We start from the raw sequence: 24266 nt of genomic DNA, 5'->3' as shown, positions 1-24266 counted from the left end.
GAGGAGTTTTGGGATTCTCGAATCAAGGCTGAATCGCCTGAGTTTCACCGAGGTGGATGTGCACCGGGCCGATGAGGCCGGCCTCGATCAGAGGTGATTTGGCGCTGGGTCCGGCGAGGGTCCAGGTGCGGCGTTTTTTTGCTGGAAGGGAGGCGTCGTAGGCGAGCCGGTTGTGCCAGGTGTTGGTGACTTTGATCTCCACCTGGTTTTTGCCGGGCTGAAGCAGCTCCGTGATATCGCTGCGGAAGGGTGGTGACCAGAGGGTGGCGGCGCGTTCTCCATTGATGAAGATCTCTGCGATGTTCTCCACTTGTCCGAGGTCGAGGATTGCTCGCTGGCCATTTTGAAGGGTCGGGATTTCGATCTCGGTGCGGTAGCTGGCGGTCCCGGAGAAGGCCCGTGCCGAGGGTTCTTTCAGCGATGACCATGGCATCAGCTTGGAGAGCTGGTGCTGGTGAGGCTTCATCCAGTCTTTGGGGAAGGTGAGGGTCCATGGGGTATCGATGGGAAGGGTCTTCACTGCTCGGCTGACGATCTCGATGGTGGATTGGTCCGGACGGCTGAGCTGATAGATTCCGTTCTGGTAGGTAGCGAGGCGGGTGCCTTGTTCGAGGAACTCAAACTTCAGGGGCGCGGGAGCGATCTTGGGCTGCACCGGCATGTTGCCCTGGAGACCGAGGTGAGGGTAAGGGGCGGCTTTGTCGCTTCGTGAGGTTTCATTCGCATCGATGAGGGTGGTGCCATCGAGGGTGATGCGGGTGAATGCGGGTTGTGCTTCGCCAGAGCGGAAGATGACGAAGATGGAGCCGGCGGCGGGCAGCTGAACCGGGATCCGGGTGCGGCCATTTTCGGTTTGAAAAACGGACACGGGTGCCGTTGTGTTGGTGAGAGGGTCCCAGAATTCCGGGCGACCGGTGGCGCGGAAATCAAGGGTCGCATCGAGCGGCGTGGCGCGGTCGGCGGTGATGAAGTAGATCTCGGAATCATCCGTGCGGCGGTGGTTCCAGGCGAGCTTGCGGAGGCCTTTGACATCGGGCTCAATGCCGAGGGTGGTGAGGGCGGTTCCGAGGTCGTCCCCCCAGAGCAGACGTCCTTTTCCAATCCTCCGATCACCCTTGTTTTCGCCTCCCCAGAGTTCTTCGACGAGTGCGGTGAAGCGTGTGTCGGCAGCGTCTCCGCCGACCAGGCTGGGGTTTTCAAGCGGGGCGCTGCCGATCACGGTGGCGCCTTCGTTGATGAGTTTCCGGAGACGCTCAAGCGTGACGGGCGAGAGTCGGCGACATTGTTCTTCGGGAAGCCAGATCGCCGACCAGGTGGTTCCTTCGGGTGTGCGCAGTTTGCCATCGACCACTTCGAGGCGGTTCAAAAGGACGTCCTGGTTGAGGTAGTCAAAGTCGTAGCCATCGGGAAAGGGTGCGTTCTGAATGGGTCGGTGGTCGAGGTCGTCGCCGAGATACCAGAGCACGTCCGCGACGGGTTGACCTTGCTGGAGCAGGTGCTGGCAGCGGGCGAGGTAGTCGGTGAAGAGCGGCATGTGTTTCCACCAGGTCTGGCCGCGGATGAAGGGCGAGCCGATCCGGCCGCCGAAGGAAGTGCCGGGCACTTTATCGAGCGGGTTGTGGGTGTAGGTGTGAAAGACGAAATGGTTGATCCCAAGGGCGAAGTTCCGATCCGCCATGTGTTTGTAGCTGAAAGGATGGTCACTCCAGTCGTGGGTGATGTCGGTGAAGGCTTCAGCGGCGATACGAGGTTTGCCGTAGATGTGACCGGCGGAGACGGTGGGGTGGATCGGCTTGGTCTCGTAGCCGCCCATGTGGGGGTCGTTCGGTTTCCAGATCTCGCACATCGGGATGTCGGCCTTGCTCTGGTAACGGAGGATATCGCCGGGTGAGACGTCGCCGATGGCAGTCTCGAAGGAGAGCTTCATGCCGCGCTCGCGGGCGAGCTCGGCAAGACGGCCGAAGTAGTTGTCGACCAGCAGGTCACTGATTGTAGCACGCCAGTCGCGCAGGAAGCGCTCGGTCGCACGGGCGTCGCCGACGACATATCCTGCGAGTGCGGGCAGCCAGTCGCGCAGCGGGTAAGCCCGGCGCTCGCTGAACTTTTTTTCCATCTTTGGCGTCCAGGTCTGCGTGTAGCATTCCCAGCTATCGATGAGCATGCCTTGCAGACGGCCCTTGTCCGCCGGGCCGCCTTCGGCACTGATGCGGCCGATGTAACCGGCGAAGTGCTGCTCGGCACCGGCAGCCGAGAGTTTGTCGCACTCGAAGCCGGTGGCTTCCGGGGGTGCCGGTTTGTTCTTCGTGCCGGTATTGACGTGGCCGAAACGGAGGACCGTCCACTGGCCGGCTGGCGCGGTCCAGGTGAGCTTGCCATTTCCGTCAGTCCGCTCGCTCAAGTCGATGATCGTGTCTGGGTCGATGACGGTCGCAGGATCTCGTTCGGGTGAATCGATGCGATGGATCTTGCGCAAGGCGAAGCCGGCCTGGGCACGCCAGTCCTGGACGCGGGCGGTGGAGGACAGCCGGAGATAGGCGAGCGCCATCGCGTGTTGGTTCTCGAAAATCATCCGGTATTTTTTTGCCTCGGCATCTGGAATCGAGAGGACGAAAGGATACTCGGGCTGGCGGTCCTGCCAGTTTGCGTAGGGGATCTCGTGGGTGATAAGGTCCTGCCATTTCGTGCCGATCATGGCCTGAATCCGGATGCGTGAATCGGGAATGAAGATCCTGCGCGCCATGAGTAATGAGATGGGTGGCAGTTCGATGGAACGGAGGATGCCTGCTTCGGCGAATTCGAACTCGACCCAGACGGGGTCTTTCGCGACAGGGATCTTGACGGTGAAGTCCTCTTTGCCCTCGAGGAGAGCTTTCCAAGGTAGGTCCTGCTTGTTGCTGCGAAGTTCCAACGGCTCGAGGAACTCGCCGGTGTCGCCTTCTGGTGTGGGGAAGGCGAGGACGGCGACGTCTTGATAGTCGCGCCAGTCTTCCTCGCTCGGCTGAGGTAGTGCGAGGTCGATGCTGATCTCACTGCCGCCGGTGACTTCCGAGCGGCTCCAGATGAGGTGGCGCATGGCTTTGTCCGGCGTGATCCACGGCCCGCCGGACATCGCCCAGCCGGGGCAGTTTTGCATGGTGAATAGGAGATCCAGGCGTTGGGCTTCATCGGCGACATGGGAAATCATGCTGTCCCACGTCGGACTGAGCGTCTGGATCTGGGGAGTCACGCCCGGCCAGGCGCGTCCGGAGCCGTGAAAGAGCTGAATGCCTTGGAGGCCGGCGGCTTTGACCGCTTCCAAATCCGTGGTCAGGGCTGGCTTGCTGACATTGCCGCTGATCAGGTGGAACCAGGTCTCCGGGCGGGCTTCTTTCGGAGGGGAGGTGAAGCCGTCTTGCAGGGAATCGGCAGCGGCGGCCAGCGGAAGCACGGAGGTGAGAACGAGGATTAGCTTGCAGGAAACGAATCGATTCATGGGTGAGTTTGTGAAACGGCTTGAGTGATGCAGGGTGTGCTTGCGCGATTCCGCTCGGTGTTCGGCTTGGGTGCTGAAGATCAGCGACTGAGAGGGCGGCGTCGAAGGTCGAAATGCGGGAAATGTTCCTGACGGAGAGTCTGCACAGCGAGCGAGGTCCGGCAAGAAGGAGTCCCGAACATTCAGGGGAGGGACGGCTCGTCATTTGGAGCTGTTCCGCTGCGAATCCTACTTGGTCTTGCGCCCGGGGTCGCTTGTCCCCTAACAGTATCGTGTGACTCATGGAGAAGAGAATGACGCGAACCCCCAACGCTCGGCATTTCCAGCGACTCCGTGGACTCTCGTGCTTCAGGTAAACGGCGACGATGGGGACCGGGCGCGCGATGCCTTGCAGGACCTCTGCAGCAGGTACTGGTTTCCGGTTTATTCGTTTGCGCGGAGGCAGAGGCTGAATCCCGAGGATGCGGAGGATGCGACCCAGGCCTTTTTCGAGCGACTGATTTCTTCGGACTCCATCCAGCGGGCGGATCGGGACAAGGGTCGTCTGCGATCCTTCCTGATGGGTGGGATGAAGAACTTTCTGGCTCAGCAATGGCGGGATGCGAACACCTTGAAGCGCGGACGCGAGGTCTCGATTGTCCCGATTGACGGGCCTTGGGCGGAGGAGCGTCTCCAAGCCGAGGCGGTGGGTGCCTTGGAAAGGGCAGAAGACGACTTGAGTTTCGACAGGTCATGGGCCATCGCCTTGATTGATCGGGCGACGAGGCGGCTTGAATTGTACTATGTGGAGCGCGATCGGATCAGGGTCTTCGAATCCTTGAAACCCTGTCTGGTCGGTGATGGCAGCTACGAAACTGATCCGGAGTTGATGGATGGTCTTGGTTCTGAAGGGATACCGGATTCAGCGTCTTGTTGAACCGGGTCGGGCGCACGAGTGAGGATCTTGATGGATCGAGTGTCGCAGGGATGGATGTGACACTCGATGATTCGGCTGCGACGAACATTCACGACGCAGGAATCTTTGAAATGTCCTTCAAGCCGGACGGTCGGAACATTGATCCTTTGGATTCGTTCGGAAGTGTGGAGCCGACCAGCTTCCTATCCAACTTCAATGGTTTGGATCCCAACGGGACATGGACTCTCTTCGTGGCAGACCTTGCCCCGGGTGATCAATCCACGGTCTTACAATGGGGTGTCACGATCTCAGCGGTGCCGGAACCGACCCAGATGTGCGTGATCATTCTCATTGCCAGCGGCCTCCTTTTACGACACCGGAAGCCATCGAGTATTCGTTGAGCTCCTTTGTTGGGTTCGGGGGGCTGATCTACTTCACTTCAGCCCTGAAGGTTCCGCTGAATTCATCCGCGAGGATCCAACGTCCGCTTTGCAGATCGGCTTCGACCGGGCTGCCGTTGATGAAAACGCCGGAGGATTTTTTTCCTGCGGGAAGATCGAGCTTTGCGGGCATTCCGTCCGGGAGTTTGACTGAAATACTAAAGGTATCGTCACTGGTCCAGTCGATGAAGATGGGGCCGCGTGGTGTCGGGATCTTCCCTTTGGCAAATTCGAGTTCGCCGGGATGGGGGCGGATCGAGGCTGTTTTCCAACCGGGTTCGAGGGCTTCGACACCCAGGACGTAGCGGGGAAGGAGGTTGGCGGGCGCGGCACCCCAGGCGTGGTTCCAATCCTGGTTGGGTTTGTATTTCTGGTCCCAGGCTTCCCAGGTGATGGTGGTTCCGCTGTTGACCATGTGCTTCCAACTGCGGTCGTTGTCGGCGGTGATCAGATCGAGGGCCTTGTCGGCGGCACCGTGATTGAACAGACCTTCGAGCAGGTACTGGGCGGCGTAGACCGAGCAGTCCATCCCTTTTCCTCGGAGGAATTCGATGACCCCGGCTTGCTTGTCTTCCGGCACCAGGCCGAAGGCGAGGGGGAAGAAGTTCGCGTGGTGGGAGGCGTGGTCGGTGCCGACGCCATCGCGGTAAATCCCGCGCTTCTCGTCGAAGAGTTGCTTCTGAAACTCGGCGTGGGTCTTCTTGAATCTGGCTTCGAACTCCTCGGCTTCCTTGTCTTTTCCGATCGCTCTGGCGAGCACGGCCAGGCGCTGGATGGCTGCAAGGTGGAAGGCGTTGACGACGGTGTTGCGCTTGGTGAAGACGTAGCCGTCGCGTTCGGTTTTCGGCCAGTCGACGATGTCGGTCTTCTTGATCTGTTGCGCGTTGCTGGCGACAAGACCGTCGGGGCCGACGCGCTCAAGAAGGGCTTTGGTTTTGAGTCGCTCATAGCGGGGAGCAATCCACTCGCTGTCACCTGTTTGCATCCAGTCGGCATGCGCGATGAAGATCATGTGAGGCGCCCATTCGGTCGGCCAGGTGGCGAAATCGATCAGTCGGTCATAGGTATCGCGCGCCATTTGCGTGTCGTTGTCGGTGTAGTAGTGGCTGAGCTGGTTGAGATAGGAATCCGCTTCGTAAGGAATGCGCTCCCGGTCACCATCGACGTAGACGCCGGCGAAAGTGGTGGCCTTGATCGAGTAGCGGCAGAGTTCCCAGATGCGATTGAGGGTTTCATCGGAAGATTCGAATGAAGCGGCGTCGTCATCCCAGTTTGCGGAAAACGCGGCTTGGCGGACGATTTGCTCCGGCTTCAGTTCACCGGGCCAGCCTTCGATCTCGACCCAGCGGAATGGGAGGACGACGCCCCACTCAGCTGGTGTTAGAATCGCTGGTGGGTGCTTGTCGTTGGTCTTTTTGGTATTTCGCTTGTCGGCTGGCGGGGCAGCGAGGATGGGGGTGGAACCGGTGAGTTGAAGCGTGGTTTTTGCGTAGCGGACCGTTCCGGGTGGCTTGCGATCAATGCGCCCATTTTTCAGGGATTCTCCGAAATGGACGGTGATCGTTTGGTCGGTGTTTTCCGGAGGAGCGATCATCAGGTTGCTGAAGGCGACGCGTCCGAAGTCGACGAGGATGGTCTTCTTGTTCGGAGAAGAAATTTTGACCGGAGGCTGCTCGACGAGTTTCACTGGAGCTCCCTCAAGAATTGAGGCGGTCGAGAGGATGAGGACGGGAAGGAGGCTAAGATGGAATCGGATCATCGGTGTGGGATCGTTGGCAAAATAGATAGCGGCTGGCAGCATTGGTCAGGGATTGGAAAGAATCGATCCTTATTCGTGTCGCCGCGTTTGATTCTTTCACGGAAGCAAGGGTTCGCAGTTTAGGAGGATCGGGACGATTGCTGAGAAACACGGAGCGTCGGCAGGATGTTGATTTCGGGTGATCGTCGTGCTCCGATTTATAATTTCTGGACCGTTCGGAATGAGATCCCAGCCTATTCTAGAGCTGGACCTCAGCAGGCTCCCAAGGGAAACACCAAGTTCAGCGCCTCAATCAGTCGCCCCGATCTTCCGTCTTCGAGGGTGCTCCTGCCTTGGCGAGTTTTGCTTTTGGGGGATAGCGAAGGGCGTCGATCGGCAGAAGGTCGATCTGTGTGCCGGGTGGAGTCTCGAGTAAATCGGTTTCGAGCAAGCTCGAGGTTTTGCTGAACAGCGGTTTCAACTCCGTCTCGATCGCGGCCGCAGCCCCTCCTGGGGTGATCTGTTTGTAGGGCCACCCTTTCTCGCCCAAGGCGAAGGGCTCGAGAAAGCGATAAGCCTGAGGCAAGCTCCGGCCATCCTCTGTTTCAAACTCCCAGAGATCGACGCCAAGTCCCCGCCCCATATAGGTTAGATTGGCAAATGCCCAGAGGTTCATGCACGAGTAGTGCAAGGACTTGGTGCGTCCGATTTCGCCTGGCTGCTGGCCGCTTGGTTTGATCTGAGTCGCGATTCGCGATGACTTGGTATCCTCAATCTTGGCGATCGCTTCATCGATTCGGCCCAGATAGATCATCAGGCCGACGACTTGCTAGTTGTACCAGCTGGCATGGTTTTGCGGGAGCTGATCGGCTTCCTTGCCCAGCTTGTTTGTCACCAACCAGTCGAGATAGGAATTCATCCAGGCAAGGAGCTCCGTCTTCAATTTGGCGGGTAGAACTCCGCCGCGCTCGAAGATCTGGATGGCCGTGATCATATTTGAGATTCGCGCCCATTCGAGGATCCCGGCTGGACGGCCTTCAGCCAGTCCTGGAACATTCTGGCTGTAGTTGAGGTTGGGGTTGACGCGAGTATCCGGATTCACGAACCAGATTTCCAGAAGCTCGAGCGCTTTGTCTGAGTATCGGGTGTCATCGGAAAAGTAGTAAGCGAAGCTGAGGGCCTCCATGGTCGTGGAGAAGTCACGTAGGCGGGTGTAATCGGTATCGGGTCCGCGGGCTGCCGGATTGGTCACGCCGTCGATAGCTTTCCAAGGGAGGCCGTCCGGCTTGGTTTCATCGGGCCAGCGGTAGGGCGCGTATGAGAGATAGTCGTGCTTATCCCCACTGGGAGGCCTCATGGTTTTGTTGACGACCGGATCGGCAGCTTGAGTTAGCAGCAACTCGCTCTGTGCAATAACCTGGTGGTAGTGGTCCGTGAAGTAGGGGTTCCCGGTCTTGATTGCTGATTTGACCTGGGCCAGATGGGATTCGTTGTAGAAGACGAAGTTGGAGTGCGCTTCAGCCGGGCTCACGCGTTCCGCACCCAGGATTGATGGATGGAGGTTCAGCAGGATCAGAACGATAGAAATGAGGAGGCGGGTTTTCATTGAGGATGGATCGGTTCTGGGGAGTCGCCTGCAATTCATCTGACAAGCTTGATTCCAAGGTGGGGTCGGGGACTGGGAAAAGTGAAGAGAACAAAAGGGGGAGTGTCCTTCGAGTTCCTTCGGATCCCTCAAAAGCACGGAACGAATGGAGGGTGAAGAACGGATTGATTCTTGGCGAACACTACAAGTTGCTGCAGTCCCTCGTTCTTGACCGATGGTGTGACATGATGACGAGCGATTATGAAATCGTCGCGTACAGTGAGGATGGATCGGGGAGATCGAGGATCGTTATCCGAGTTTCGATGTCTAACAACGGGTTCTTGTGTTCGAGAAGTCAAAGTGGGCCCCGAGCGCTGTCATAAGTTATTGTTTCACCTGCTGGCGGGGCAATTTGGCAATAGTGGAGACGCGTCTTTGATCATAATGAAGCGATGTGAGACGGTTCCAATGGCACCGAGCCGACTGAGAATGGTCGACCCAGTCACGCTTTCCTGAAGGTTCAATGGAGATGTCATGGCTCTGGGTCACAGAGCTGGCTCTAGCCCCGGCTTGGGAGTGTGTTGATCTTGGGCTTGAGCTGCGTGTAGATCGCGGTGGCTTGCGCGCGAGAATGCACATGGAGCTTCTCGTAGATCCTTCTGAGGTAGGTATCGACCGTGTGACTGCTGAGGCCCAGCTCGCTAGAGATTTCCTTGTAGAGATAACCTTGGGAGAGCAGATCGAGAACTTCGTTCTCCCGTTTGGAGAGCTGGCTTAGTTCGTTCTCATCATGGTTCGCTGGAACGGGTTTGCGGAAATTCTGAACGACCTTGCGGGCGATGGCGCTGGACATCGGTGAGCCGCCGGCGATCAAGTCGTCGAGGGACTCAAGGAGTTTTTCGGGCGCGTCCCGTTTCAGAAGGTATCCCGAAGCTCCGGCGGCGAGGGCATCGAAGATCCGGTCATTGTTGTCATAGACCGTGACCATCATGATCTGGATTTCCGGGAACTTGTCCTTCAGTCGGGCGGCGCATTCGATGCCGGACATGCCGGGGAGCTGGATGTCCACGAGGACGACCTGGGGAGGAATCCTGGACATTGCCTTGAGGGCGTCTTCCGCCGAAGGGTAGGTGCCGATGAGTTCGAGCGTCGGCGCTGCGGAAACGAGGTCGGAAAGGGTTTCCCTGAGGGAGGGATCGTCTTCGACGATGGCAATGGTGTGGGTCTGTTCGGTCATGGTTTGGCAGGGTTGGTTTGTTGGGGAAGGGGACAATCGAATACAACGCGAGTGCCATCATCGGGAGAGGAAGTGATGGTACATGTGCCGCCGATTTCCTCGAGACGCTTGCAAAGGTACTCCAGACCGTGCCGGGAGGAACCGGATCCGCTTTCGAAGCCCACGCCGTCGTCCCGAATCTCGATCAAAATACGGTTTCCATCGTATTTGAGTGAGAGGTGGGTTTCACAGGGCCCGGCGTGGCGAAGGATGTTGTGCAGGGCTTCCTTGACGGCAAGGCTGAGCTGGTGGCGGAAGTCGGAGCCTAGGATGCGCGGTGGCAGCAGTGACGGAATATCGAGTCGGCAGCGAATCGGGCTATCGCGAAAAATCTCCTCGGCAAGACGGGTCAGGTGGGAGGCGAGTTGGTCGAGGCTGTCATGGGCGGGATCGACGGCCCAGACGAGATCGTCCATCGCCACGACAAGATCGCGGGCGGAATGGTTGAGTTTGCCGAGATGGCGGCGTGATACTTCGGGGTTCTGATCAAGTTCCCGCAAGGCGACTGAGGCAGACAGGTTGAGCACCGTGATGCGTGTGCCCAGGTCATCGTGCATGTCGCGAGCGATTCGGGTGCGGTCTTTTTCGAGGGCATTCTGGAAAGCCAGTTCACGCAGTCGGCGGCGGGCACGGCGGCGGGCCAGTCGAAACAGGTAGAGCGCGAGCAAGGCGACGATGGCTCCTGCCAGCATGGGTGTAAACCAGGGGCGTTGCCAGAACGGCAGGCGAATGAAGATGGGTAGCGAGAGACTGGCGGTGGTAGGCGAATTGCCGGTGGTGAGACCGATCGCGCGGAAGGTGTAATTTCCCGAGGGGACGTTGACATAGGTGGCACGGTGGAGACTGCCGCCGATGACGTTGTAGGCTTCATCCCAGGAAATGATGACGGTTCTTCCACCATAAGTGACCGGGTCAAAAGACTGGAGGCAGGCCCATTCCCCATAGTGGTTCTGATCTCCATCCGAAATCACCAGGGCGCTCGCCGACGCATCACCGGTAATCAGGGCGATGGTGGGATCGGATCCACGCCTGGACCATCGCTGGGGAAGTCCTTGGCGTGAATCCAGGTTGTCGCCTCGGCTGAAATCGCCGTTTTGCCAAAGTGGGATGCTGTCTTTTCCCGGGAGGTCGATGCTAATGTTGTCGATGACGAGGCTGCCGGTCGTGTCCGGAGATCCGGAGGTGACCGCAATGTAGATGAAGCGACCTGCTGCGGGGATGAAGAGAGGTTCGGCTCGCGAGGTGAGTGTCGATTCCTCAGAACTGTTCGCCCAGCCTTTGCTGGTGCCGTCGGCATCGAACTTTGCTTCGGAGATGATCTGGTTGTTCTCGTCCCTGACCTGGCAGACCAAACTCATTCCCCGGGTGCTCTCTCTCCAGTTCTCGTCAACGCCCTCAAGTTGGCACCTGAGATAGATGGGTTCGTTTGCCGGACCCGATGGATAGGTGAAGTCGAAGTCGAGTCGATGTAGACCAGGTTCAAGAACGAGTGTCTCGCGGGATTGGTTTTTGAATTCGGCAGCTTTACCGTCGATCAGCACATTGGCGAGGATCAGTGGCAATTCGTTGGGGCCTGGAAGTGGGGTCGCGACATCAGAGACGGCGTTTGAGGGGATGCGCTTTTCAACTGGGATGAAAACGAAATCGCGAGGGTTTCTGGCAAGCGAACTGATCCTGACCTCATCGATGCAGCCGGGGAATGGCATGGACTCGCCGTCGTCGGGCCAGGACTGGCGAGCTTCGTTGCCGATCGCGAAGTCGCCGAGGCGACCATTGAAGTCATCGGTGAGCGTGCCGCTGCCGATGCGGTTTGCTTTCTCAACTTCAGAGGATAGCCGGGTCCAGTAGACCTTGAGGTTGTTGGTAAGGTTCTCAATTCCACTGTAGGTGACAGCGACGTGAAACCAATCTTCGGTATTGATGGCATGGACACCCTCGGTTGGGATGGAAGCACGAGCGCCTCCACTTGCACCGCTGTCGCTCATCGGGGTGAGGGTGAGGATCCCCTGACGGTCAATCAGCAACCTGAAGATTCGGGAGTCAAGGTCGTCATCCATCGAAAGGATGGTGAGTTCTGACTGTTCGGCGTCGGCCGGAAGCGTATCGAATTTCAGAAGTGCTTCGAAGGTGAACGCGCCGTCCTTGCCAAAGTACTTGAACGAAGGCGGAGCATTGTCCCTGTTGTCCGCATGGAGCCTCGGTGAGATGGTGAGAATCGCGCCCTTGAGGTTTTCGGTTCCAGGTTCACCACCGGCGTCATGGTTGAAGGAGATGGCATTCCTGAGATTGGGAATGGAGGGCTGACCCGGTTCGGCTCCATTTAGGAGACCTCGCAGGGGTGTGGGGAAACGGCCGATATCTCCGAATGGGGGAGCGGACTCGTCGAGATGCCAGAGGTGGAGGGTGTGGTCGTCCGATGAGTAGGGCGTCAGCGGGGGGACATCAGATCGTCCAACTTCGGAGAGCAGCAAAAGGATCAGGACGGCAGGAGCGCGGTAGGCCACAAGCTCGATCTGATCAGAACAATGGGAATGAAGCGAGACGTGACATTGAAAGGGAACAACGGGTGTCATGGGAGGCGTCCTGAAGTGCTCCAATTCAAGGGCTTTTGCCCGATCGGGTGTGAGCCAACTCACACGTTTGTGGGATGAGAATTGTCTCTTCCTGGGCACGGCACATCGTGTGCAGGAGCGCCGTGCGGCCCCCGGACCAATTGCCAGCCGGGTTTGAGGGCTTTCACACCGAGAACCCATCGTGGAAGACGATTGGTCGACGAGTTCCGCCGGAGTTCCCTTCGGGATCGAGGCGAGAGAAATGATGGGGACAGGGAAGAATGGATCCTTGTCCGTGTTGCAGTGCTTGCTACGGCCGGCGACTCCGGGGTTCCCACTTAACGGGGATAGGCAAGGATGATGAGAAGCACCTAGGATCTGCTGGTTGTGACGAGAAATGCTACCTTTGTAAGAAGGAAGCAATTCGTTTCGCAGCTGAAGAATAGAGTGCGTTAACCACTGAACCAAACAATCCAGACACTATGAATCAAAAAAATCTAGCTTCCCTAGCTGCCGTAATCGGAGCTGGAGCCATTCTCACTTCCGCAGCCTGTGGAGCCACAATCATCAGCAACGCTGCTGATGCTACGATCAAGGCCGATGGTTCCGTCCAGAATGGGACGTCAAACGAATTGATTACAGGAAGATCTTTTGCCTCTGAAGACCGGAGTTCCATCTACCTATTCGCTCTGCCGAATTTGGGTGCGACCGTGGACCCCTTCACATCGGCCAGTTTCAGTGTCGAATTCAAGAGCACCAAGAATATGGTCGATGGGCAGCCGAATGTCGATCTCTACGCATTGGCAAGTCGCTCGACTACTGCCATTACCGGTGCGGACCACTACTCTGGAGTCTATCAAACTGATGGGTCTGTTGGGGTTGCCCTGCAGGATGACTACCTTACCCCGTCGACCGCGGTCGAAACGGTTTACGTGACTGGGGCAGGTGCCAACGCTTCGCTGCTTGCATACTTGAATTCAGCCTATGATGGCGGCAACGGCATTGGGAATTTCGCAGTCATCAGGCTGAGTACTGACGGAGTTGTGGGGACGGATGTACGCTACAACACAACCACGAGTGAAGGTGCGATCGCTGCGGACAATGCCTCGCTCGCGCCGACCATCAATTTTACGGCAGTTCCTGAGCCAAGTGCTCCGATCCTTCTTGGTGGTGCGGCACTCCTCCTTGGTCTGCGTCGCAATCGCCGTCAGGGCTAGAGCGTCTCCATCCCACTGAACTTCCTGTGGCCTCTTCGGTGCAACCGGAGAGGTCGCTACCGTTTCGACTTCGTCGGAGTGCTCCCCTTTTTGAGGGAGAAGGTTGCACGAGATTTGCGTGGGAAGCGGAAAGAGGCCAAGAATGAAAAGCATATGGTCCCGCCTGCGGCCAATGCGGAAGATGGAGCGAATCCTCAAATCGTTCGCGGGCACCTAGATCCCAACAAGTTCCTTTTCTCATTTGAAACCCTGCATTCTCCTCTTCGCTGGGGCGTTTTTGGCCGTGCAGACGGCCCGCTCGGAGCTTGCTCTCACCGGGGACTTCACTGATCCGGGCAATCGTCGTGCTCCGATCTACAATTTCTGGACCGTTCGGAACGAGATCCCGGCCTATCCGAACGTCGGCCCCCAGAAGGCTCCCAAGGAGAATACCATGAACTGCATTCGGCTGCTTGGAGGGTGGTCGGTCAATGGCGTTCCGGACAGGAGTGAGGATGTTTGCTATTGGGATGATGCTCAGGGGAAGTACGCCTACCGATGGGCGAAGTTGACCGAACGGATTGATGCGGTCATGTCGGAAGGTCACGAGATCCATCAGCTCGTCCTCGACAATGTTCCGTGGGATTTTCAGCGCGGCTTCAGCTTCGGCAGCGGACCTGACGACGACTACCCGGCGGCGAACCAGGTGACCACGTATGGGAACTCCCTTCCACCCAGCGATCCGCTTGCCTGGAGCGATTTCATCAAGGCCGCGATGAACAAGCTGGTCGAGACCTACGGCTTGGAGCAGGTCGAGAAGTGGCGCTTCAGAATTGGAACTGAGTCGGACTACTACCCACACCACTGGGCCGGCTCGAAAACGGATTTCTTCAATCACTACCGGAACACGGCGAATGCGGTGCTCTCGGTATTGCCGAACGCGAAGCTGGGAGCGCATTTCCTCGGGGCGGGGGGGAATGGTCGCTATGGCCCTGAGTTTGTCACGTGGTGTGCTCAGAACAACGTCAAGTATGACTTCATCGGGATGTCCTACTATCCGTTCTACACCGAAAGCCGGCAGGTCGATGTCGATCGGGTGTACGAGGATGATCTCAAGCCCTTCATCGATGCTCCCGGTTGGAACCCGAACGCACGTCTGGAATTTCCCGAGTACTCGATTTTTACAGAGAGGGATGACGACGGGTTCAACATGGGTGTCGGGTCCTCACACGGTCCGGCTTTCGTCACGAGGATGGCGAAGATGATGTATGAGAATTCGATTATGAATGTCTATAGCTGGGGCGATCATACCAAGGATCCCACCCATCTGGCGCTTGCAACGATGCTTGGGAAGGACCGGTATGCGGGTGGAAAGAGCGGATCACCGTCCAACAGCCTCAATCGGATTGATGGGATCTATGCGGCCGATCCATCACGCACCTCGATTGACGCGCTGATATACAGCTACAATGAGAACCCTGCCTATATCGCGGATGAAACGGTTAAGCTTTCGTTCACGATTCCGGTTCCAACCGGGGAAGCGTATGAATATCGGGTCGCAACCTACGATCAGGATACGAACGCTCAGCAATTGTTCGTGAAAAAGTATCCGCTTGCCGGAAAATGGGTGAGCGAGGGTGGTTGGGTCACGAATCGGATTCGCCCGGGTTCGCCCAATCAGACCGACAAGAACGGCTATCTCAGCCAGATTCTTGAGGAGCCGGGCAAGACGCTTTGGAAGAACGAAGACGACTTTGATCGGTTTGAAAGACTTCAGTGGAGCGGCTGGAATGGCATCACCACGGTTCCAGGGAATGCCGCAGGCACGTCGAAGCTGGAGCTCAGCGTGCAGCTCTCATCATTCTCGTTCCAGAAGATCGAGTTCAGGAAAGATGTGCCGATTGATCCGTGGATCTCCCTCGATCTGGGAACGCCTCCGGTGCCCGGACACGTCAGTGGATCCCAGGGTGTCTACACGGTCGAGAGTGCCGGTGATGGTGTGGGAGGGACGGCAGATGAATGCCAGTTCGTCTATCAGGTGATCACGGGAGATTGCGAGATCACGGCGCGGGTCCGGGATCTGATCGATACCGACCCGGGAGCCGGAGCGGGTGTGATGATCCGTGGCAATCGAAATGCGAACTCGAAGAATGCCTCTATTCTCGTCACTTCAAGCCAGGGACTGGAATTCAATACTCGTTTGGACAATGGATCCGACACGACGAAGATCGGTGTTCCGAACGTCGAGGCGCCGCGCTGGGTGAAGATCACCCGGGTCGGAAACCTCTTCACGGGATTCCACTCCAGCGATGGGCTGAACTGGAGTTCGGTAGGTTCGGAAACCATCGGGATGGGCCAGACGGTGCACCTGGGTTTAGTGGTTTCCAGCAAAGTGAATGAGGAGATTTGCTCGGCGACCTTCGACAAGGTGCGGCTGCTGCCCCCGACGTCAGTCCCTGTCGCGGACGCCGGGTCCGATCAAAGCGTGCTCTCTCAAGACGGAGTCTCTGCGAATGTCGAACTCGATGGAAGTGGTTCCTTCTCTGCGAACGGAGAGATTGTCAGCTGGCAATGGGAGGAAGGCGGAGTCGTCGTGGCTACTGGTGCCAATGCGACGGTCTCGCTTGCTCCCGGAAGCCACACCTTGACGCTCGCTGTGACTGATGATGCGGGCGTGACGGGAAGTGATACGGTCGTAGTCATGGTGGAAGCGGTCATCTTGGGGGATCCTGGTGATGCGAGCCCGATCTCGAATGGAAATATGGGCAGCACGGCGAGCGACGCGAGTTTCTTTGCGGGGCGAGCGGGCAGTGGTGCCGGCGTGAACCGCTCACCGGTGTTCGTTTTCAAGCTTCCAGATCTGGGCCCTGAAGACAATCCCTTCAGCACGGCATCATTTGCGGTGGATTTCACGTCCCACCACAATGGGACCGTGCCGACAGCGAATCTAGATCTCTACGGTCTTCCGCGTGTTTCGACTTCGCCGATTGTTGTTGCGAGCGACTACTTTGGGGATGGTTCTCCGGATGCTGCTGCCACACTCGTGCAGGATGGCATGTTTACTCCCTTGAGTGCCTTCGGAGTGGGGCAGACAACACCGGCGGGAGATGCCAATCTGGTGGCTTTCCTCAACGAACAGTATGCGGGCGGCGCGGGCGCATTGAAGTATGTGTTTCTGCGGCTCAGCAATGATGCGGCGATGAACAACAATGTTCGCTACGTCTTCACCTCCACCGATGGGGCCCTTGCGGCAAATGGAGGTTCCGGTGATCCAACGATTCGTCCACAGATCCGTTTCACGCTGGGGACTCCACCTCCGGAGCCCCCGGACGGGTGGACGGTGGAGCGAAAGAATCATCCAACGCAAAAGGGGGAGATCATGGAGATCAGGGAGGACGGCGACATGATCGCGCAGTTTGTTTTCGAGGGGGATGCTCCGGCGAAGCCTCACCTGAGCCTCTTTGGTGTCGATGGTGAGATTGTCACTCAGGACGAGCCGGACGCGCAGTTTCCGCACCATCGGGGAGTCTTCATCGGCTGGGATGAGATTGTTTCCCCTTTGGGAAGCCACGACCTCTGGCACATGGATACCGGTCGGATGAGCACGGCGGAAATCGAAAAGGTGGTGATCGAGGATGACGGGGTGTCCCTGCTTGTCCGGATTGATTGGATGGCGACGCCGGATGATCCAGGCGAGCGACTGCTGACCGAATGGCGGACCATCTCAATCTCGCGACCGGAAGGGGTGACGCAGGTCGACACCCATTGCAAGCTGGAGGCTGCCCGTGCGCTGAATGTGGGTGGTGATCTCCAGCATGCGGGCTTTCACTTCCGGGCCCATGACGAGGTGAGTGGCCGCACCAATGAAACGAGGTTCATGGAATCTCCGGCCGGATTGTATGCGGGAAACGACTTGGAGTGGAGTCAGATGCTTTTCGGCAGAGGAGCCAGGAGTTATGGAGTGGGGCTCTTCAACGCTCCGGGAAATCCGGTCGAAGAACTCTCACAGCGCACCTACGGACGCTTTGGCTACTATTTCAGCCAGCCAATCGGGCAGGGCGAAAGCCTGGCTTTGGACTATCGGGTTCGTCTGTTTGAAGCGACCTCAACCTCGACTTCAGACCTCGTCACCTACGAGGCTGAGGACGCGACTCTGGGTGGCGGATCTATCGAGGCCAGTAGCAGTGATGGTTATACGGGTTCGGGTTACGTGGACTTTGTTGCGGCCGGTGGCGAGGATATCGAGTGGGATGTGACGGTCGACTCGGCAGGGGAGTATTCGGCGAATTTCCGCTACTCGCTTCTCTCGGGAAACCGGCCACTCGAACTCAAGGTCAATGGAGTCACTGTGGTTCCCTCGCTCGGATTTCCCGCGACGGGTGGCTGGACGATCTGGGGGCTTCAGCCCGTGATGCTGAGTTTGAATTCAGGTGCGAATACCGTGCGGTTGACCTCGATCGGATCAAGCGGTGCGAACATCGATCATCTAGGCATCGATCAATTGCTGGAGGGAGGAGAGATGGCTTCACGCTCAAGCAATGAGCAGGCTTTTCTAGGCTACACGCAGTGGTTGCAGACCGAGCTCGATAGTGAGTTGGACGGCATGGTCGACAGCTGGGAGTTGGGCTATTTCGGTAGCCTGAACCGGGACGGGACGGGAGACGAAGATCGGGATGGAAGCACGGATCTTGAAGAGCATGTCGCGGGAACGAATCCGAAGGATCCGCAGTCCTTCTTTCGCATCAAGGAAGTCGAGGGTGACGATACCGGTGGAATCGTCATCCGGTGGAATAGTGTGCCGGGTCGAAGCTACAGGGCTATGAAGTCCTCCACCTTGGAAGACGATTGGACGCCGCTTTCGGATCCAATTCCTGGCACCGGTGGGGTGATTTCGGTTAAGGCTGAAGTCTCCCGTGATGAAAGGCAGGGATTCTACAGGATTGAGGCGACGACTCCTTGAAGCCGGAAATCCAGCGCCTTGTTCAGTCGCTCCGATCTTTCGTCTTCGTGGGTGCGCCAGGGTTGGCTAGCTTGGCTCTGGGCGGATAGCGAAGGGCGTCGATCGGCAGAAGGTCGATCCGTGTGCCGGGTGGAGGCCTGAGTAAATCGGTTTCCAGCAGGGTCGAGGTTTTGCTGAACAAGGGTTTCAACTCTGCCTCGATCGCGGCCGCGGCCCCTCCTGGGGTGATCTGTTTGTAGGGCCACTCTTTCTCACCCAAGGCAAAGGGCTCAAGAAAGTGATAGGCCTGCGGAAGGCTTCTGCCATCCTTCGTTCTGAACTCCCACAGGTCCACGTCAAGTCCACGACCCATGTAGGTCAGGTTGGCCAATGCCCAAAGGTTCATGCACGAGTAGTGCATTGACTTCGTCCTGCCGGTTTCGCCCGGCTGCTGGCCGTTCGGTTTTATCTGTGCCGCGATACGGGAGGTTTTGGCGTCCTCAACCTTGGCCCGAGCCTCGTCGAGCCGGCCCAAATAGATCATCAGGCCGACGACCTGGAAATTGTACCAGTTGGCGTGATTTTGTGGGAGCTTGTCGGCCTCCTTCCCCAGCCTGTTTGTCACCAACCAGTCGAGGTAGCGATTCATCCAGCCAAGGAGTTCGGCCTTCAGTTCGGCGGGCAGAACTTCACCACGTTCGAAAATCTGCATCGCCGTGATCACATTGGAGATCCGCGCCCATTCGAGAATCCCGGCCGCCCGGCCTTCAGCCAGTCCCGGAACGTGCTGGGTGTAGTTGAGGTTGGGGTTGACGCGAGTATCCGGGTTCACGAACCAGAGCTCCATGAGTTCAAGCGCCCGGTCGGAATAACGCGTGTCTCCGGAGAAATAGTAGGCGAAGCTGAGGGTTTCCATGGCCGATGAGAAGTCACTGAGCCGGGTGTAGTCGGTATCGGGCCCCCGGGCTGCCGGATTGGTCACCCCGTCGATAGCTTTCCAAGGGAGGCCGTCTGCCTTGTCTTCATCAGGCCAGCGGTAGGGTGCGTATGAGAGGTAGTCGTGCTTGTCGCCGCTGGGAGGCATCATGGTTTTGTTGACGACGGGATCGGCTGGCTGAGTTAGCAGCAACTCGCTTTCTGCGAGAATCTTACGGTAGTTCTCGAGAAAGTAGGGGTCTCCGGCCCTGATCGCCGACTTCACCCGTGCCAGATGGCCTTCATTGAAATAGACGAGGTCCGAACCTTCTTTGCTAGAGTCGGCTGATTCCCTACTGTGCAATGGCTGAGCGAAGACAAGCAGGGCTAGCACAATAGCGACACGACGGGGGGCGGTCATAAGTGATGGATGGATTTTCGCCACTGGTCGATCTCCCGTTGAAGTCCGAGAAGTGAAGATTGAGGTTTGAAAGAAGTGAAGCGAACAAAAGGGGGAGGTGGCCTGGAAACCCGATCGTACCATCGGTTCGGGGGCTGGGTCGAAGGGTGAGTCTGATCGGGAAGGCTTTCCCTTTTCCGAGGGAAATGGGGCTGTCGGGTTTGTATTGGGGTGGGAGATCGGGCTAAGCATGGTTTCCGTGGCGCGTTTCCATCCGCTCTATTTCAAGATGAGAGGAAGGGTTTGGAAAGATGGGATCATGCCGAATAGCCAGGACAAGTCAGTTGAGATCTCGATTGCCGAAATAGACAGATTCGATAGGAGTGGCGGATTGAGGCATCCGTTCTGGATTGTAGTCCGCTGAGGTCGGATTCTCTTCGGGAAAACCCCAATGCGAGTTCCAAGAGCAAGTCCCGGAGGATCCGGTTCAGTTCCGGCTGATGGGAGAAACGCGGAGCGCAAGTGTTCTCGGTTCACCGATCCATTTCCCAATAACCAACCGCTGCCTGCTCTTGTCCCAGCTCAGATGCCTGGCCTGTTCACGATCCATTGCATTCGTGGCGCTCAAAACTTCCAAGTGGAGAGAATCCTGATGAAGCGTTAGAGACAAACTGGATCCAAGTTCCACGACAAAGCCGCTTGGGTAATGGCGTTCCGCAGGAATAAAAATCTCGGTTTCACCAAGAGATGAATCCGTGTTGAGGATGGCTTCAAAGCGACGGTTCTCAAAGTCGTTTCGGTAGCGCTCCAAGGTGCCTGCTACGACGATCGGACGAGGCCGGGCGATGACATCGGTGAGATACTTCCGTTCCACCTTCCCCGTGGGAGAAGGATCAGAGAAGATGGACCAAGTCATCCAGCGCCCCTTCTTTTCAGTCGGAATCTCCCTCTGTCCGCCACAAAACCAGGGCTTGATTCCGCCGATGCTTCGTTGGTCGATTTCATTGACGGTAAGTTGGTAGATTCTTGTGTAGCGTTGCTGCTCACTTGGTCTGTCGTCGGTGTCCGAGTAGACCGGCGAGCCCCATTCGCCGAGCAGCAAGGGCACCTTGGAGATGGCCGCCTGGCGCTCGAGGTCATCAAGCATCGGTGCGATGACCTCAGGGTCCATCTGGTAGAGGTGGGGTGCGTAAATGGACCGATCCCTTCCAAAAGGCTCTTCGATCGGCACGACAGGATCCCGGCCGGGCCCCGGTTGATCATTGGGTTTGCGAAGCAAGGGCTGGAAAAGCGCCCATTTGTCCGGACTGATTTCGTGCATGACATCGGTCATCCGTCGCAGCAGCGGCAGGAGTTGTTCCGATTGGATCCTTTCGTAGTTGGGGTCATTGCCCCGGGTTGGTTCGTTGAGGAGGTCGTAGCCAAATACCGATGGCTCATCCTTGTAGCGGACCCAAAGTCGGGTCCATCCCTCAATAAGGTGATCCTGAGCATTCTCTGAATCGGTCCAAAGCTGCTCCCAGAAGGCATCACCTCTCGGCTTGGCCCCATAATTGACCAACTTGAAAACCGTATACATGCCCGCCTCTCGCCCGAGACGGACGAGTTCATCGAAATGGGCAATTGCCTTGGGATCCGCTTCGGTTTCCGGCCACGCGCCGATCAGTCCCATCGGAACGCGGATCACCTGGAATCCCGCACCCATGCGAGTCATTCTCCGATAGTCCTCAGAGGTATAGGGAAGCTTTTCAAGGGTGACGAAGCCGCCAGGAATCAGCTGGCGGCCCTGGGCATCAAAAATCCGCTGGTGACTTGGAACCTCACCCGCCACAGCTTGTGCTTGTGAGAGGGCGGCAGCGATGAGCGACAACCCAAGCAGATGGACGAGGTTGTGTCCCAAATCGCTGATGGGATGTCGTGTTGAGGCAGGCTCCATGTCGGCATAATGCTGAATGATTGGAGATGTCATCCCATCAAATTGGGCTCCCCTTTTAGTGGTAGTGAACGCAATTCCGTTGCCTGAGAGGCACCGCTGCCGTGACAGTCACGTGTCGTAGCTTGAGAGGGCGATGTCAGCGACCTAGAACAGCCAAGATTCCTCTGCTGACTGTCTGGCGACAACCCGTGAATCAAGAACCTGAAAGAAACCCATAATGAAGATAACCCAAAAAACACTGGGCCTCATGGCCTTGACAACCATTGGTGCGTCCGGCCAGTTCGTACTGATCGATGACTTCGCCAACGGTGACACCATCACGCCGCCTTGGGTTGCCCCTGCGACTACTCCAAGCCCATTGGCAGTGGTTCCCAATCCCGCAAACAACACGGGTCAGGTTTTGGCGGTCACAGGTGTCTCGGGGGCGCAGAATATCCGCAAAGCGACCGGGGTCACGGCGACGGGCGGCATGATGACCCTTTACTTCGAGTTCTACGTTGCCTCTGGAGCAACGAGGGATTTGGACCTTGGCTTCTCGTTGACGGATCTTGATGAGGGAGGCGCTTGGGGCGATTTCTGCCCCCGCATCCAGTTTAAGAACAGTTCCAATTCGGAAACCGCCATTGCCGACATGGAGGCAATCGATGGTGGCAACGGGGGGCAGCTCCTTGATTCCGACTTTTTGCTGGATACCTGGTACGGGGTCTGGATGGTGATCGATGACGCCGCAAAGACCTGGCAGTTCTACGCTGCGACCACGACGACCAACCGCTTTCTTGTCACTTCTGGATCGGGTGCTCTCGACGCCTTTGGTTTTCAGCGAAACAATGGTGCGGATGCGCTGGATTTCATCTACATGCGCTACTCGGGAGGCAACAATGGTGACGTCATCTACTTGGACAACATTTACGTCGATGAGCTCGGGGTGAATTCAGACGTGCCAAACGAGCTTGAGACGAACCTGGCTCTTTTCGTCGATTCGGACATGGACTTGTTGGACGACAATATCGAGCTTCTCATTACCGGGCAGTTTTATCTGGCCAATCCCGAGTTGCTTCCGGGCGAGGCAAACCTCGATGATCTTACGGGCCTGTTTGCCGGTCCCGGCCCCGGAGCCGGAAGTGGGGATTTCGACGGCGATGGCTTGAGCGATCTGGAGGAGGTGACCGATACCAAGACCAATCCTATGGATGGCGATAGTGATGATGACGGTCTTTCGGACCTTGTGGAGACCAACAAGGGTCCCGATAGCTACTCGAGTCCGGAGGATACCGGATCGGATCCGAACAAGGCGGATACCGATGCGGACGGCATTTCCGATGGCAACGAAGTGGCGGGTCTGGACTCGGAAGGAAATACCCATGGTTTTGGAATGACCGATCCAACCCTAGTGTCCACGGATGGTGACAGTCTAGCTGATGGCTGGGAAGTCGACAACATGCTTGATCCCCTGGATGACGGAAGCTTTGGGGAAACGGAAATCGATCTGAATGACGGTCCGAATGGTGACCTTGGCGATCCGGACGACGACAAACTCGGCAATCTCGGTGAGTTCAACCGGAAAACATTGGCACAGGTCGCCGATACGGATGATGACGGCTACAATGACTATGAGGAAGACGGGACCGGATTCTATGGATTCGAGTCCTTTGAGTTCCCGGGCTTATACCATGCAGGCACCGATCCTCTCAATCCCGATACTGACAACGACAAGATCCTCGATGGTTGGGAGAACCCGGATCACCCGAATGCTGCGGCGAATCAGGCAGCACCTGGTCCAGACATGCCCTATTGGAGTGATCCGAACATCTGGGATACCGATGGCGATCAGTTCAGCGACGGTACCGAGGTTTTGAACGGCAGCGATCCCGATGGATCGGAAGCCCCTGTCCAAACCGCGGGTTTCAAGTTGCTCGAGAATTTCGAGGGCCCGGGCATGACCATTGGACAGACCTTCAATGGAGTGAATGGATGGAGAGTCTCTGATACGGCAAACCTAGTGGCCGAAGAGCCAATCGCAGGCGGAGATGCCGTTGGTAGCATGATAGGTGCGGGTAGTGCGGTAGTTGGTCTTCTCAACAGCCTGGACTACCGGGCACCGGTGCTTTCCATCGTCGAAGGTCAGACGGGCACCATCTTCCTCCAGCTTTACTCGGGTACTGTAATGGACAGCAGTTATGGTCTGAGTGATGACATCGATGTGCCGTCAACTGGATTCATTTTCGCAAATCTCGAGCCGCAGTTCTCGTTCAATACGAAGGGGGTTCCTCCCTATTCGATTGGTGGGCGGGACCCGGGAGGTGTTGCTTCCGATCAGGTGGATCTACTCGTGGACAACAGCTGGTATGACATTTGGATAGTCGTCAACAATCAGGACGACACCTACCAATTGTGGGTCAAGCCCGCGGGAGGTGAGAAGACGCAGGTAACATTCAATGGAGGGGAGACTGACTTTGTGTTTCGAAATGGTCAGAATACCAGGGCTCTCATCAACGTTCTGATGGTAATGGGCGGAGCGACGACCGGGACCGGTTACTTTGACAACCTGTACGTCGACCCCATTGCGGCAAACACGGAGTTTCCCGACGGGGTAATCTCGAAGCCGGCGACTCCGGAAGTATCCGATCTCAAGGTGACTTCGGTGACGCGAAACGAGGCGGGAGATGTCCTGATCACCTTTAGTCCTGGAGGAGCGGGCTATGTCCTTACCTCATCGCCGGATCTGAGTTTGGATTTCGAATTGGCGGAGGGAGCAACCTATGATGGGGTGGATACTTTCACGGTGCCTGCTGCGTCGCTGGGGTCCGCCACGGAATCCTTCTTCCGTGTTGAGGACGCGCCTTGAGCGTGCCAATCGAACCGATCTCGGCTGGGGTTGCGTGAATTGTGCAGCCTCAGCCTTTTCGGCTAGAACGATGAGCA

11 protein-coding genes and 1 pseudogene are annotated in these 24266 nt (G+C 57.3%); 5 read left to right on the top strand and 7 right to left on the bottom strand.

Features of this window, described 5'->3' with window-relative positions; translation table 11 throughout:
* Positions 1-22 precede the first annotated feature (22 nt).
* Positions 23-3472, bottom strand: a complete 3450-nt coding sequence (locus WBG04_RS04835) for a glycosyl hydrolase (RefSeq protein ID WP_424313248.1) — start codon at positions 3470-3472, stop codon at positions 23-25.
* A 274-nt stretch (positions 3473-3746) separates the two neighbouring features.
* On the opposite strand from WBG04_RS04835, the gene WBG04_RS04830 reads away from it, so the two are divergent.
* Together WBG04_RS04830 and WBG04_RS04825 are read left to right on the top strand one after the other, a co-directional pair.
* Complete coding sequence (locus WBG04_RS04830; RefSeq protein WP_424313247.1) at positions 3747-4388, top strand: RNA polymerase sigma factor; 642 nt, start codon at positions 3747-3749, stop codon at positions 4386-4388.
* The gene (locus WBG04_RS04825) at positions 4382-4768 is read left to right on the top strand and encodes a hypothetical protein (RefSeq protein WP_424313246.1); all 387 of its coding nucleotides are present in this window, start codon (positions 4382-4384) and stop codon (positions 4766-4768) included. The genes WBG04_RS04830 and WBG04_RS04825 overlap by 7 nt, the downstream gene beginning before the upstream one ends.
* 28 nt (positions 4769-4796) lie before the next feature.
* On the opposite strand, the gene WBG04_RS04820 is transcribed toward WBG04_RS04825, so the two are convergent.
* From WBG04_RS04820 to WBG04_RS04805, 4 genes and pseudogenes are all read right to left on the bottom strand, one after another.
* Entirely contained in the window at positions 4797-6608 is a 1812-nt protein-coding gene (locus tag WBG04_RS04820; protein WP_424313245.1) for a family 78 glycoside hydrolase catalytic domain, read from the bottom strand.
* Positions 6609-6858: 250 nt separating this feature from the next.
* Positions 6859-7902 (bottom strand): annotated as a pseudogene (locus WBG04_RS04815) (alginate lyase family protein).
* Positions 7903-8689: 787 nt separating this feature from the next.
* Complete coding sequence (locus tag WBG04_RS04810) at positions 8690-9367, bottom strand: response regulator (protein WP_424313244.1); 678 nt, start codon at positions 9365-9367, stop codon at positions 8690-8692.
* Positions 9364-11979, bottom strand: a complete 2616-nt coding sequence (locus WBG04_RS04805; protein WP_424313243.1) for a histidine kinase — start codon at positions 11977-11979, stop codon at positions 9364-9366. The genes WBG04_RS04810 and WBG04_RS04805 overlap by 4 nt, the downstream gene beginning before the upstream one ends.
* A gap of 461 nt (positions 11980-12440) precedes the next feature.
* Between WBG04_RS04805 and WBG04_RS04800 the strand changes: the two genes are divergently transcribed.
* Entirely contained in the window at positions 12441-13175 is a 735-nt protein-coding gene (locus tag WBG04_RS04800; RefSeq protein WP_424313242.1) for a PEP-CTERM sorting domain-containing protein, read from the top strand.
* Between the two features lie 241 nt (positions 13176-13416).
* On the top strand, positions 13417-18114 hold the full coding sequence (locus tag WBG04_RS04795; protein WP_424313241.1) for a DUF6807 family protein: 4698 nt from the start codon (positions 13417-13419) through the stop codon (positions 18112-18114).
* Positions 18115-18136: 22 nt separating this feature from the next.
* Here the strand turns inward: WBG04_RS04795 and WBG04_RS04790 are convergent, their stop codons facing one another.
* Together WBG04_RS04790 and WBG04_RS04785 are read right to left on the bottom strand one after the other, a co-directional pair.
* The gene (locus WBG04_RS04790; RefSeq protein WP_424313240.1) at positions 18137-19429 is read right to left on the bottom strand and encodes an alginate lyase family protein; all 1293 of its coding nucleotides are present in this window, start codon (positions 19427-19429) and stop codon (positions 18137-18139) included.
* A gap of 466 nt (positions 19430-19895) precedes the next feature.
* Positions 19896-21377, bottom strand: coding sequence for a cellulase family glycosylhydrolase (locus WBG04_RS04785; RefSeq protein WP_424313239.1), 1482 nt, complete (start codon positions 21375-21377; stop codon positions 19896-19898).
* 214 nt (positions 21378-21591) lie between these two features.
* On the opposite strand from WBG04_RS04785, the gene WBG04_RS04780 reads away from it, so the two are divergent.
* Positions 21592-24189, top strand: a complete 2598-nt coding sequence (locus tag WBG04_RS04780) for a hypothetical protein (protein WP_424313238.1) — start codon at positions 21592-21594, stop codon at positions 24187-24189.
* The last annotated feature ends 77 nt before the right edge of the window (positions 24190-24266 follow it).

It is taken from the genome of Haloferula sp., assembly GCF_049672945.1.
Lineage (GTDB): Bacteria > Verrucomicrobiota > Verrucomicrobiia > Verrucomicrobiales > Akkermansiaceae > Haloferula.
Note: the sequence above shows the minus strand (reverse complement) of the source record. Positions and strands in the feature narration are given on the sequence as shown.

What these genes read in the sequence shown, in the direction of transcription:
- WBG04_RS04790 (WP_424313240.1), bottom strand. Translation starts at nt 19,429, where the DNA reads ATGACCGCCCCCCGTCGTGTCGCTATTGTGCTAGCCCTGCTTGTCTTC.
- WBG04_RS04800 (WP_424313242.1), top strand. Translation starts at nt 12,441, where the DNA reads ATGAATCAAAAAAATCTAGCTTCCCTAGCTGCCGTAATCGGAGCTGGA.
- WBG04_RS04780 (WP_424313238.1), top strand. Translation starts at nt 21,592, where the DNA reads ATGGCCTTGACAACCATTGGTGCGTCCGGCCAGTTCGTACTGATCGAT.
- WBG04_RS04810 (WP_424313244.1), bottom strand. Translation starts at nt 9,367, where the DNA reads ATGACCGAACAGACCCACACCATTGCCATCGTCGAAGACGATCCCTCC.
- WBG04_RS04820 (WP_424313245.1), bottom strand. Translation starts at nt 6,608, where the DNA reads ATGCTGCCAGCCGCTATCTATTTTGCCAACGATCCCACACCGATGATC.
- WBG04_RS04805 (WP_424313243.1), bottom strand. Translation starts at nt 11,979, where the DNA reads ATGACACCCGTTGTTCCCTTTCAATGTCACGTCTCGCTTCATTCCCAT.
- WBG04_RS04835 (WP_424313248.1), bottom strand. Translation starts at nt 3,472, where the DNA reads ATGAATCGATTCGTTTCCTGCAAGCTAATCCTCGTTCTCACCTCCGTG.
- WBG04_RS04785 (WP_424313239.1), bottom strand. Translation starts at nt 21,377, where the DNA reads ATGACATCTCCAATCATTCAGCATTATGCCGACATGGAGCCTGCCTCA.